At 68.0% G+C, this 12,853-nt stretch carries 9 protein-coding genes; 5 read left to right on the top strand and 4 right to left on the bottom strand.

The genetic code is table 11. The features are described 5' to 3' along the window. Window positions 1-4: 4 nt before the first annotated feature. Window positions 5-1,627 (bottom strand): methyl-accepting chemotaxis protein, encoded by a 1,623-nt coding sequence (locus MHZ91_RS19575; protein WP_239215293.1) that lies wholly within the window; start codon window positions 1,625-1,627, stop codon window positions 5-7. 168 nt (window positions 1,628-1,795) lie between these two features. After that, on the bottom strand, window positions 1,796-3,205 hold the full coding sequence (locus tag MHZ91_RS19580; protein WP_239215294.1) for an MFS transporter: 1,410 nt from the start codon (window positions 3,203-3,205) through the stop codon (window positions 1,796-1,798). Window positions 3,206-3,643: 438 nt separating this feature from the next. Here MHZ91_RS19580 and MHZ91_RS19585 point away from each other — a divergent pair, with 438 nt between their 5' ends. From MHZ91_RS19585 to MHZ91_RS19600, 4 genes are read left to right on the top strand one after another with little or no spacing between them, the layout of a single operon-like run. Next, a complete protein-coding gene (locus tag MHZ91_RS19585; protein WP_175123769.1) occupies window positions 3,644-4,147 on the top strand; it encodes a spore coat U domain-containing protein in 504 nt (167 codons plus the stop codon). A 12-nt stretch (window positions 4,148-4,159) separates the two neighbouring features. Further along, window positions 4,160-4,867 (top strand): molecular chaperone, encoded by a 708-nt coding sequence (locus MHZ91_RS19590; protein WP_239215295.1) that lies wholly within the window; start codon window positions 4,160-4,162, stop codon window positions 4,865-4,867. A 59-nt stretch (window positions 4,868-4,926) separates the two neighbouring features. Further along, window positions 4,927-7,272 (top strand): fimbria/pilus outer membrane usher protein, encoded by a 2,346-nt coding sequence (locus tag MHZ91_RS19595; protein ID WP_370647837.1) that lies wholly within the window; start codon window positions 4,927-4,929, stop codon window positions 7,270-7,272. Further along, entirely contained in the window at window positions 7,269-8,252 is a 984-nt protein-coding gene (locus MHZ91_RS19600; protein ID WP_239215299.1) for a spore coat U domain-containing protein, read from the top strand. Before MHZ91_RS19595 ends, MHZ91_RS19600 begins: the two co-directional genes overlap by 4 nt. A gap of 67 nt (window positions 8,253-8,319) precedes the next feature. Here the strand turns inward: MHZ91_RS19600 and MHZ91_RS19605 are convergent, their stop codons facing one another. Beyond that, window positions 8,320-10,401 (bottom strand): site-specific recombinase, encoded by a 2,082-nt coding sequence (locus MHZ91_RS19605; protein ID WP_239215301.1) that lies wholly within the window; start codon window positions 10,399-10,401, stop codon window positions 8,320-8,322. Between the two features lie 16 nt (window positions 10,402-10,417). After that, complete coding sequence (locus MHZ91_RS19610) at window positions 10,418-12,109, bottom strand: MFS transporter (RefSeq protein WP_239215303.1); 1,692 nt, start codon at window positions 12,107-12,109, stop codon at window positions 10,418-10,420. Window positions 12,110-12,365: 256 nt separating this feature from the next. Here MHZ91_RS19610 and MHZ91_RS19615 point away from each other — a divergent pair, with 256 nt between their 5' ends. Beyond that, the gene (locus MHZ91_RS19615; protein WP_239215304.1) at window positions 12,366-12,797 is read left to right on the top strand and encodes a DUF2809 domain-containing protein; all 432 of its coding nucleotides are present in this window, start codon (window positions 12,366-12,368) and stop codon (window positions 12,795-12,797) included. Window positions 12,798-12,853 lie beyond the last annotated feature (56 nt).

Consider the following 12,853-nt stretch of genomic DNA (forward strand, 5'->3'; position numbering starts at 1 on the left):
CCCATCAGGCCGGCAATAGCGCCGGCTGGCCGTAGGCAGGCACCGCCTGCTGCGCGGCGCCCTGTCCCTGCGCCGGCAGCCGGAATGCGCTGACCGCCGCCTGCAGCCGCTGCGCCTGCGTTTCCAGCGACGACGCGGCCGCCGCGGCTTCCTCGACCAGCGCCGCGTTCTGCTGCGTGACCTGGTCCATCTGCGTGACGGCGGTATTGACCTGGTCTATCCCGGTCACCTGCTCGTTGGACGCGGTGGCGATGTCGTTCACCAGCATCGTCAGCCGCTCGATGGTCTCCAGGATCTCGGTCATCGTCAGGCCCGCCGCCTCGACCTGCGCTGAGCCGGCCTGCACCGTGGCGCCCGAGGCGTCCAGCAATTGCTTGATCTCCTTGGCGGCGCTGGCGCTGCGCTGCGCCAGCGACCGGACCTCGGCGGCCACCACGGCAAAGCCCTTGCCTTCCTCGCCCGCGCGGGCCGCTTCCACCGCCGCGTTCAGCGCCAGGATGTTGGTCTGGAACGCAATCCCGTCGATCACGCCGACGATGTCCTCGATGCGGCTGGAATCCTGCGCGATCTTGCGCATCGTGCTGACCGCGGCCTGTACGGCGTCGCCGCCGCGCTGCACCACCTCGGACGCGGTGGCGGCCATCTCGTTGGCCATGCGGGCATTTTCAGCGTTGCTCGTCACGGTGGACAGCAGTTGCTCCATGCTGGCCGCGGTTTCCTCCAGCGACGCCGCCTGCTGTTCTGTGCGGCTGGACAGGTCCTGGTTGCCCGCCGCGATCTCGCTGGAACCCGTGTTGATCTCGACGACGCCGTCGCGCACGGCGTGCACGGTGCGCACCAGGCTCGCCTGCATGTCCTGAAGGAACGGGATGATCTGGCCCACGCAGTTCCTGCCGAACGACGGAATCGGCGTGGTCAGGTCGCCGCCCGCGATGCGCTGGAAGTGGCCCTTCAGCGAATCCAGCGGGCGCTTGACGAAACACACGACGTAGCGGTCGCCCAGGATCAGCAGCAGCAGGCAGATGCCCAGCACCACACCCATGCCGATATAGGCCTGGCGGCGGTTGGCATCGGCATTGCCCAGCAGCTGGACTTCGCGCGCCTGCGCGTACGCCTCGTATTCCTCCATGCTCTTGCCGAAGCTGCGGCTGGCGGTGACCACCGGCCCGGACGCCTGGGCGCGCGCCTTGTCGACCTCGCCCGCATCCAGATGCCGGCGCTGCACGGCAATGCCGTCGGCCAGCGCGTCGAATCCCGAACGCATGGCGTCCAGCAACGCCGCCGGGGCGTCGCGCCGGGCCAGCTCGATGAATTGCGCCTGATGCTTCTTCGCTTCGGTCAACGCAGTGTCGATGCTGCGCCCTTCGGCCGCGGCCTGGTCTTTCTGGCTGCCGGCCACGTATTCCAGCTGGCGCGACAGCCGCAGCCGCGCGCGCATGATCTGGTCGTTGACGCGGGAAAGCGCCGATACCTCGTGCAGGAGTTCGTTGCTGGCTGCGAGCGCTTCCTCTGCGCTGCGCAGCCCATGGACGCTGATGGCCGACAAACCGGCGATGAAGAGGCTGATCACGAGCAAGGTGCCCAGGATCATGCGGCGAATGGTGATGTCTTTCAGAAACTGTGTCATGCGCGTCGTCCCAAAGGTGCAGCAAGCCTGCATAAGGACAACGGCCCCGCCAGAACCTTATTTAGCGGATGTTGCACATCTTACGAATATGACGTCGCACCGCCCGAATATATCGACACGAACGGCAATAGTGTTGCGTGATGACGTTGTCATCGGGCTACGGGCGTATCAGCGCGACGCCGGGGTCTGCACCGGTTCACTCGCGTCGAACCGCAGGCGGGCAAAGCTGGCGATGCAGGCCAGCCCGGCGCACAGGCCGCCCAGCCACAGGGCCGCGATGGCGCCGTGCGTGGTCGAGACGTTGAAGCACGCAGCGACCAAGGCCGCACCCGTGGCTTGGCCCAGCAGGCGCACCGTGCCGATCATGCCGCTGGCGCCGCCCGCCCGCGACGCCGGGGCCGAGGTCATGATGGCGCGCAGGTTGGGGGACTGGAAAAAACCAAAGCCCGCGCCGCAGATCGCCATGCGCCACGAGATGTCCAGCACCGACGGGTCGGCCGGCATCAGCGCCAGCAACGCCATGCCCAGCGCCAGCAAAGCAAGCCCCACGCCGCCCAGCATGCCCGCCGGATAGCTGTCGGACAGCCTCCCCGCGATCGGCGCCATGATGGCCACTACGACGGGCCATGGCGTGATGAGAAAACCGGTCTGGACCTGGCTGTAGCCCAGCACCGACTGGAACAGGAATGGCAGCGACACGAAGGCCAGCGCCTGGGCGGCGAACGCGCATACCGCGGTGGCCGCGGACAGCGCAAAGAGGGGGCGGCGCAGCAGGTCCACTGCCAGGATGGGCGCGGGGTGGCCTGCCTGGCGCCGCATCAGCAGCCAGAGGCTGGCCGCCGCCAGACAGCCCTCCAGCGCCACGCGCGGCCACGGCGCGCCGTGCGCAAGTTCATTGGTCGCCAGGACAAGCAGCCCCAGCGCCATCGCGCACAGCAGCGCGGCCAGGCCGTCGAATCCGTGACCGGATCGCGTGGTGTCGGGCAGGCCGCGCAGGGCCAGCACCGCCGCCAGGATGCCGATGGGGAAATTGACCAGAAACAGCCAGTGCCAGGACCCGAGCAGCAGGATGGCCGACGCCACGGTTGGCCCGCCGGCAAACGACAGTCCCACCACCATGGCGTTCAGGCCCAGGCCGCGGCCCAGCATGTGCGAGGGGTAGATGAAGCGCAGCAGCGCGCCGTTCACGCTCATCACGCCCGCCGCGCCCAGCCCTTGCAGAATGCGCGTGGCCACCAGCACGGGCAGCGACGGCGCCAGGCCGCTTGCCAGCGAGGCCAGCGTGAATACCGCGAGCCCGACGATGTAGACGCGCCGGTGACCCAGGATTTCGCCCAGCGCGGCCGCCGGCAGCAAGCCGGCCACCATCGCCAGCTGATAGCCGCTGATGACCCAGATGGAACCCGCCTCGCTGGCCTGCAGGTCGCGCGCGATGGTCGGCAGTGCGGTATTGGCGATGGCCGTATCCAGGCTGGCCATGCAGACCGCCAGCATGACGGCGATGAGTGCGCCCAGCCGTTCGGCGGCGGGCAGGCCGACGCCGGCCGGATAGACGGTGCTGCGGGAGAACGAGAGCATGAATGGGCTGCGCTGCGAGGGCGTCCGGCCGGTGCGTCCGGATTCGTAGGCACTGATTCTAATGCGCTGTTTGAATTCGGGCTTTTCGTCTGACGACATGCGCGTCAGGGTGGGCTCGGGTCAGGGCGGCAATTCAGGATGTGCGCGCCCGATTAAACCTGTCATGCGCGGCGATTATCCAATTGGATAATCAGACGGCAATTGTCACTTAATGAAACTGTGACGGAAATTCAATCACAACAATATGTACAGCGGAAATTCCCACGGTCTCTAAGGACAGGTTAATTATTGCGGTGCGGTATTCCAGGCTGATTCGTTAATAATCGTAATAAATACCCCTGGTATATGAAACTATTTGGTGCCGCATACCAATATTTGGACGTACGATTATCCGCAGCAGGATTGATGGTGCAACCGTATACCGTGGAGGCATACCTCATGAAACGCCCGACCTTGCGCGCAGCGACGCTGTGTTTGTTTATCGGTGGTGCAGCGCCCGGCATAGCGCTCGCTCAGACCGCCACCGCCAATTTCAACGTCACGCTTACCATTACGGCCAATTGCGTCATTTCCGCGACTGACCTCAGTTTCGGCAGTCAGGGCGTGCTGAATACCGCGGTCACCGGCAATACCAACCTGTCAGTTACGTGCAGCAATACCACCCCATATACCGTCGGCCTGAACGCGGGCACGGGCACGGGGTCGACGGAAGCCCAGCGATTTCTGAGCGGCACCGGCGCCAATACCGCGACGGTGGCTTATCAGTTGTACAAACCGGGCAGCACGACCGTCGTGTGGGGCGATGCCGACGTTGCAGCGCGAGTGGGCGGCACCGGCACCGGCGCCGCGCAGCCCATCCAGGTGAACGGCGTCGTGCCCGCCCAGACCACGCCGGCGCCCGGCACCTACTCTTCCACGGTTACCGCGACGGTCTACTTCTAAGGGGGCCGCCCGATGCGGATGTTTTTTCGGGCGCTGCTTGCCGCCTGCCTGGCAGGCTGGGGCGGCGCAGCGGTGGCGGCTGCCCTGCAGATCTCTCCGGTGCTCGTCGAGCTTGCGCCCACGCAGGGTGCAAGCGGCATCATGCTGCGCAATCCCGGGTCCACGCCGATCTACGGGCAGGTGCGCATCTACGGCTGGGAACAGGCGGACGGCGACGACGTGCTCTCGCCAACCGACGACATCCAGGCCAGTCCACCCATCATCCAGGTGCCGCCCGGCGGCGAGCAGCTTGTCCGGCTGGTGCGCGTGTCCAAGAATGCGCCGTCGCTGCAGCAGGGGTTCCGCCTCATCATCGACGAAATTCCTGACCCGTCCTCGCCCGGCGTGAATGGCGTGGTGCTGCGCCTGCGTTATTCGGTGCCGGTGTTCGTGGCCGGCACGACGCCATCTCCGGAACCCGAGCTGGCGTGGCGCGCGGAACGCGCTGGCGGCGACTGGGTGGTGAGGCTGTCCAACAGCGGCAGCCGCTATGCGCAGGTGGCCGCGCTGCAGATCCTGAACGCGGCGGGCAAGCCCGTGGCCGAGGTGGAGGGGCTGCTGGGCTATGCGCTGGCCAACCGGGCGCGCCAATGGAGCATTCCGGCAAAGCAGGGCGCGGCCGGGCCGATAAAGATCAGGGCAATGATCAACGGCGACACGGTCACCGTCAGCCCGCGTTGACCGCATGACCGCGTTCCGGCTTGCCGCTCGGCCCGCCGGCAACCACAGAAGGGCAGTCTATGGCAGTGCGCGCTACCCGTCTCCGCGGGCAACGCGCCTTGGGTGTCGCACTCTTCCTGCTGGGTGCGCCTGCCCAGGCGGCGGATGTGCCCGGTCAACTGGTCTCGTTCGGCAGCATCGCCGAGCGTGACGTGTACCTGGAGGTCAGCATCAACGGCGTCAACACATCCCAGCTATTGCGCTTTCACGACACGCATGGCCGCCTGTCCGTCAGCGGCGCCGCGCTGCGTTCGCTGGGCGTGGACCTGTCCGTGATCGGCATGTCCGCGACGCGCGAAGTCAGCCTGGATGCCGTGGCCGGCCTGCGCTACGTGTACAACCCGGCGGCGCAGTCGGTGGATCTGGTGCTGCCCGACACGTTGCGCGTGCCGTACGAGGTGAATACCCGCGGACTGCCGGCCACGCCGCTGGCGACGGCCGGGCGCGGCGTGGTGGTGAACTACGACGCCTATGCGCAGACCGACTACGAGTACGGGCTGTCGCTGTATTCCGAACAGCGTTACTTCGATTCGAATGGCGTGTTCAGCAATTCGGGCACGGCCTACTTCGGCGGCCGCGGCGATGAATACGTGCGCTACGACACATTCTGGACGCGCTCTGATCAGGAGACGCTGCGCACGCTGCGCCTGGGCGACACGATCACCTCGTCGCTGAACTGGTCGCGCTCGGTACGCGTGGCCGGCGTGCAATGGGGGCGCAACTTCGCGCTGCGTCCGGACCTGGTCACCTTTCCCGTGTCGTCGCTGAGCGCGTCGTCGGTCGTGCCGTCGTCGGTGTCGCTGTTCGTCAATGGCGTGCAGCAGTACTCGGGCAACGTGCCGCCGGGGCCGTTCGTGGTCAACCAGATTCCGGGCATCACCGGCGCGGGCCAGGCAACCTTGATCACGCGCGACGCGCTGGGCCGCACCGTCAGCACGTCGGTCCCCTTGTACATCGACCCGCGGATGCTGGCGGCGGGGCTGTCCAGCTGGTCGGTCGAGGCGGGCTTCGTGCGCCGCCAGTTCAGCGTGCGCTCGTTCGACTACGACAGCAAGCCGGTGCTGACGGCGTCTGGGCGTTACGGCTACACCGACAACCTGACGCTGGAGGCGCACACCGACGCCGGCCCGGGGCTGTACAACGCGGGGGCCGGCGCGATGGTGAAGATGGGGCAGCTTGGCGTGCTGAGCAGCTCGCTTTCCGGCAGCGCCGGGGACTACAGCGGCGGACAGGTCAGCCTGGGGTACCAGTACGTGCGGCCCGAATTCAGCGTGGATACGCAGGTCACGCGCCTGATCGGCAACTACGGCGACCTCGGCTCGCGCGAGGACGCGCCGGTGCCGCGCCAGACCGACCGCGTGACGGTGTCGATGCCGCTGGGCCGCTCGCAAAGCGTGGCGCTCAGCTACATCGGCTACCGCATGCCGGACGTGCCGATGGCAAAGCTGGGGTCGGCCTCGTACACGGCCAACCTGCACAGCCGCGTGGTCCTGACGCTGAGCGCGTACAAGGACTTTTCGCAATCGAATTCGGAAGGCGTGTTCCTGGGTCTGGCGGTGATGCTGGGCGAACGCGCGCAGGCCGGCGTGTCGGTCGGCCGCCAAGGCGGCGAGGACACCTACAGCGTCAACGCGCAGAGCAGCGTGCCGTACGAGGGCGGCTGGGGGTGGGCAGTGCAGAACGGCCGCAGCGGCGGCATGCAGCTCAACCAGGGCCAACTCCAGTATCTGGGCCAGTACGGGCTGGTCAGCGGGCTGGTGCAGGACTATGGCGGCCGCACGCAGGCGTCGGTGCAGGCCTCGGGGTCGCTGGTGATGATGGACAGCACGGTGATCCCGTCGCGCCGCATCAACGACAGCTTCGCGCTGGTCTCCACCGATGGCACGGCCGACGTCGCGGTGCTGCACGAAAACCGCCGGCTGGGCCGCACGAACGGCAGCGGCCATCTGCTGGTGCCCGACCTGAACGCCTACCAGACCAACCGCATCTCCATCGACCCGGAAGACCTGCCCGTGGACGTGCGGCTGGACTCGACGCGGGCGGTCGTCGTGCCGCAGTCCGGCGCCGGCGTGCTGACCACGTTCAAGGTGGAAAAGTACGACGCGGCCTCGGTGATCCTGACGCTGCCGGACGGGGCCTTCGTGCCGGTCGGGGCCGAGGTTGCGCACATCGAAAGCGGCAAGCGCACGGTGGTGGGCTACGACGGCCTGACGTTCGTGGAGGACGTGGCGGCGACCAACCGGTTGCGGGTGCGCGGTGGTGGCGTGTCGTGCGAGGCCGTGTTCGATTACGCGCACTCGGATGCCGATCCGCTGCCGACGCTGGGACCGATCGTGTGCGAGCCGTTGGAAAGGGGGCAACCATGAGAATCGCCCTGCTGCTTGCCGCCATGGGCGTCTGCGCGGGCTACGCCGGCTCGGCGCAGGCAAACACCTGCGCGCTGTCGGCCGGCACGACTGCCACGCTGGACTTCGGCACGGTCAATCCGCTGCTGCCGGGCGACACGGTGGCGGACGGAACGGTTGCCGTGACCTGCAATTTTTCGCTGCTCGCCATCGGCGCGCGGCTGTGCTTCAGCCTGGGCGTGGGCAACACCAGTCCGTCCATCGCGGCGCGCGCCCTGGGCGCGGGCACGAACCGCATGAACTACAACCTGTACACGGACGCGGCGCGGACGCAGATATGGGGCGCTGCGACGGCCGGGCAACCGACGTCGCAGACGCTCACCGGCCCGCTGCTGGGGGGCGGGAACGTGTCGACCACCTTCCGGTTCTACGGGAAGCTGCCGGGCGGGCAGTCTACGGTGCCGACGGTCGGCAACGCCAATACCGTCTACAGCGAAACCTATGCGACGACCGGCCGCCTGGACGTGCTGTTCGGCCTGCTGTCGGGCCTGTCCAACTGCCCGCTGGCGGCGCCGACGCAGCGCATCACGATTCCGCTGGTGGTGCGCACGACCGTGCAGAAGAACTGCACCATCAACGCGACGGACATGGCGTTTCCCCCGCGCGGCGTGTTGAGCGCTGCGGTCACGGCCAACAGCCAGATCACCGTCCGCTGCACCAACGCCAACGCCTTCTCCCTGGCGTTGAATGGCGGCTCGGTCGCCGGCAACGTGCTGGCGCGCAAAATGAAGCACACGACCGCCGCCGACACCGTGAGCTATCAGCTCTACCAGGATGCGGCCTACGGCACGGTGTGGGGCGATGCCTCGGGCGGCGCGCCGCGGGCGGGCGTGGGCACGGGCGCCAATCAGACCTTCACGGTCTATGGCCGCGTGCCTGCGCAGACGACGCCCCGGCCCGGCACGTACCGCGACGTGGTCACCGCCACGATCACGTTCTGAACACGCGGCGCCGCAGCCGCGTCCGTTCAGGCGCACCATGTCAGTCAGGCCTGCCCTGCGCAGCGCGTCAGGATTGCACGGGCGTGGCGCGCGGCTTGACTGGCCAGAACAGCGCCGCCGGCCGCCGCAGGATGCGGCGGCGCACCCCGGCAGTCAGCGACACGCGATCGTCGCGTCGCATGTCGCGCGACGCCAGCGCCACGTTGAAGGCCAGCGCAAAACTGACGATGACGTTCAGCGCGCCCGTCGCCACCGTGCCCGCCACGGCCAGCCAGAACACCTGCGTATGCACGAGCTCCCAGCCCAGCGTCGCAATCGCGGCCGCGATCTGGCCGGCGCTGAGCGACACGTGGCGGACCTCCAGCGTCGATCCCAGCGCGCTGACGAGGGCCGGCAGCAGGCCCAGCATCAGTCCCAGCGAAACGTTGGCGGCGATCTGCGAAACGTTGCGCCGCCAGAAGCCCGCCCACCGAACGGCGCCGCGGGCCCCGAGCAGGTAGCGCGTGCGCCGGCCGTACGCCATCACGTCGTGCACGCGATGCAGCGCGAACCAGTTGTCGGCCCAACCTGCGATCAGGCTGGACACCCAGATCAATGCGCCGGTCACCGCGGCGTACAGCGGCGTCGGTCCCCAGAACGACAACGATTGCAGCGTGTCTTGCGCCTTGTCGGCATCGATCAAAGGCTGTTCCAGAAACCGCATGGCCAACCGTTGAATCGCCCAGGCCAGCGGAAACACCACGGCCAGGTTGCCCGCGATCGCGGCGGCGTTCGAACGCAGCATCGCCAGCGTGTCGTCGACGAAGGCCTCGCGCCCGTCGGGCGAGTAGGCCGCGTCCAGCCGGCGGGCAAGCGCAGGCCCGGTCATGGCCGGCTGCTTGGTCGCCAGCGTGAAATGCGCGAACTGGATCACGAGAAAACTGCCGGCGTAGTTCAGTGCGTTCAGCAGGCCTTCGACCCATTTGTCCAGGTGGGCCGACGTGATGATGAACTTGACGTACACCGTGAACGCCACGACGAAGCCGCCGCCCATGGACGCCTTCAGCATGTCCATGTATTCCAGCGTGTCGCGGGCGATGTAGTGTTCGCCGGTCTCCGCGCTGCGGTCCATCACGCGGCGCGCCAACTGCAAGAGCGACGACGCCGCCAGATGCCGGATGCTGCTGCGGGCCAATGTGCACCGGATCAGCTCGGCCATCAGGTGCGCGTACCGGTGGCGTTGGGTGGGGTCGATCCACACGCCCAGCAGCAGTTCGATGCGCGCCAGGCGCAGCTTCATGCACTCGATCTGGTAGACCACGTCGACCGCGACGCCATTGCGCTTGAGTTCTTCATAGACGGCGTCGCCGGCCGCGCGGCAGTCGTCCAGCAAGGCGCGCAGCACGTTCAGGCGCTGGCCCACCACCTCGTGCGGCGTGTCCGGTGTGCTGTCGAAGAGTTCTGCCGCGGTGCCCTCCAGCGTGAAAAACGGCGATTCTTCGACGCGGCCCGGCACACGGGAGCGGATATCCTGGCTGAGTCCGACGGCGCGCACCTGGCTGACGAGCACCTGCATGCTGCTGGTCAGTGCCTGGTCCAGCCGCCGGGCAAGCGCCTCGGGCGTGGGGACTGACAACGCATCGGGTTCTTTTGCCGGGTCGTCCTCTTTCAGACGCAGCAGCGCGCGCACGCGCGCCAGCGTCTCGTCGTCCAGCGATTCGATCCATTGCGCGTCGCCGGCGCGGCGAAACAGCAGCGTGAAGAGGCCCGACATATCGCCCTGATTGACGGTCGGCGGCAGCATCCAGGCGACGACGCGGCGCCACAACTCACCCCAGAAGCCGGGGCGTGACGCCACGCCGGTGTCGCACAGGAGCGCGGTGGGGTCGTTGTCCACCAGTACCGAGCGCAGCGTGGCCGCCGTGCGGGCCGCGACAGCGGGATTGCGTTCCAGCACCTGCAACAGGTAGCGCAGGCGGGCGTGACGCGGGTCGCGCCCGTCTTCCCGTGCCGGTTCGCCGTCCGGACGGTTCAGCCAGCGGCCAAGGTCGACCAGCCACAGATTCCGTTCGGCCAGCGGGGCTTGGGGGTCGGCGTTGGACAGGATGACGTCAAGCTGCGACCCGCCACGCCGCCAGGTCCGCCAATTGCGCCACAGAGAGGTAAGCATGGTCGGGCCTCGCGCGTCATCGGGAATCGGGGGCGCGGCGCAGCGAGAAACCCTGCGCCTCGTTCATGGCCAGGTAGCTGACGTTGCGCGACACCACCGGCGGCTTGTCGCCCGCGTGCAAGGCGCGCACCTCGTCCAGCACCATCTTGTCGGCCAGCGTCATGCGGTCGATCATCCGCAGGTACTGCATCCAGCTTTCCACCAGAAAGACCTCGCGCCAGACGCCCTCGCGCTCCAGGTCGCGGAACAATTGCCACTGCTGCGCGCCATTGCGCAGCCGCAAGAGGCGCAGCGGCCGGGCGGCGTGGATCAGCGCGGCAAGCTTGTCCGGGTTGACCTGATATTCGACGGCAACCAGCACCGCGCCGCGCTGCGTGTTGAAGCCGGCGGCGGCCATGGCCGGTTCGGTGTCGTCGGCGCGCGTCAGCGACCGCGCGTCCACCTGTTCCGGCAGACGCGAGCGGTACAGCAGCGCCACGGTCACGCCCAGCATGATGCCGGCGGCCGACATCGCGCCGGACACGCCCATCGTGCCCGCGAAGTGACCCCACATGAACGAGCCCGCCGCCAGGCCGCCGAAGATCGCGGTCTGATACAGCGCCAGCGCGCGCGCCTTCACCCAGTCCGGCACCAGAAGCTGCACGGTCGTGTTGTAGGTGGCCAGCACGCCGATCCAGCAGCCGCCCGACAGGAGCAGCGCCGGAAACGCGACCCACAGCGTATCGGTCAGCCCCAGCGCCAGCAGACAGGCGGCCAGGAGCGCTGCGGCCACGCTGATCAGGCCGCCGGATCCCCACGCCGCGCGCGCCCGGCGCACCACCACGCTGCCCAGGATGGCGCCCACGCCCAGCGCGCCAAGCATGTAGCCGTAAAGCAGCGCGCTGCCGCTTTCGTGCTCGTGCGCCAAGAGCGGCAACAACGCCCACAGCGCGCTGGCGGACAGGCCGAAGGCGAACGAGCGCAGCATCACCACGCGCGTCACCGTCGAATGCTGCGTGTAGCGCAGCGCGGCGACCACGCCTTCAAAGAGGCCTTCGGGCGGCAGCCGGCGCACGGGCAGGTCGCGCTTCCAGCGCCAGATCGCCCAGATCAGCCCGGCGTAGCAGAAACAGTTCAGCAGAAACACCCAGGACGTGCCCAACGCGCCCAGCAGCAGGCCGCCGATGGCCGGCCCCACCGCCCGCGCGACGTTGAAGTTGACGCTGTTCAGCAGCACGGCGCTGCCGACGTGCTCGCGCGGCACCTGTTCGCCCACGGCGGCCTGCCATGCGGGCGTGACGATCGCGCTGCCGATGGCGATGCAGAACACGGATGCAATCAGCGTGATGGGGTGCAGCAGCCCCGCGAAGGCCAGGATGGTGATGAAGACGCCGCCCGCCAGCTCCAACAGCATGCCCGCAAGCATGACGCGGCGCCGGTCGTGGTTGTCGGCTAGCACCCCGGTCAGGATCGACAGGGCGACCAGCGGAAACGCCGCCGCCACCTGGATCATCGCGACCATCAGCGGGCTGCTCTGCTCCGTGGTGATGACCCACGCGGCGGCCACCGATTGCGCCCAGGTGCCCAGGTTGGCAAACAGGTTGGCGATCCAGATGATGCGAAAGGCGGGAAAGGCGAGGGGGGAAAGCGTGCTGACCTGGAGGACAGGCGCGGGCGCGGCCGGAGGGGCCGCCGGCAGATCGGTCGAAGCCGAAACGGGCTGCAGCATGGGAACGTGGCCGGACGCGAGGATCGCGCCCGTTCTGGGCTGGGTCGGGGTCGCTCCATGGTACGCCCAAGGCAGGCGGCCGAGGAGGGCGGCCCGCGCTTTTCCGGTAACCTGCGCGCTGGCCTTGTTACCGGCCGGGGCGCGGGCGTAGCAGCGCTGCGTGTGCGGATTCTTGCGCGAATTCAGGCAGCGATGCGCAGCCGCCGCGAACGCAGCCGCGCCCCTCCCTGTTTCACTATTTACGTTTGCTGATTCAATGACTTTGACTTTCAACGGGCGCGCGTTCGCCGCCCTGCTTGCCGTGACCGCCGTGTTGGCGCTGATCGCCACCGTGGGCGCACCTTATCCCTTCCTGCGTGGGTTCGTGGGGGACGTGGTGGCGGTGGGCTGGGCCTATCTGCTGTACCGCAGCTTTGTTCGAGCGGGCGTGCTGCCGCTGGCGCTGGCGGCGCTGTTCACGGGGTATGCGGTCGAACTGGGCCAATACCTGGCGCGGCACTTTGGCTGGCGCATCGAGCAGCCGGTGCTGCGCGTGGTGTTCGGCAGCGTGCCGGATTGGTGGGACGTGCTGGCGTATACCGTGGGCTGTGCGATTGTGCTGGTGCTTGCCGGCGGCAATGCCCGGCGTCAGCGGAATGCGGCGCAGCAGAACGCCCGGATGCAGGTCAGTCTGCGCGCACGGCGCTGACGGGGCTAACAGCGCTGACGGCGCTGCGCTCGTACGGGAAGACGTCCCGGGCGTTC

The sequence above is a fragment of the Achromobacter sp. ACRQX genome (assembly GCF_022346505.1).
In the GTDB taxonomy this organism is placed as follows: domain Bacteria; phylum Pseudomonadota; class Gammaproteobacteria; order Burkholderiales; family Burkholderiaceae_B; genus Achromobacter; species Achromobacter animicus.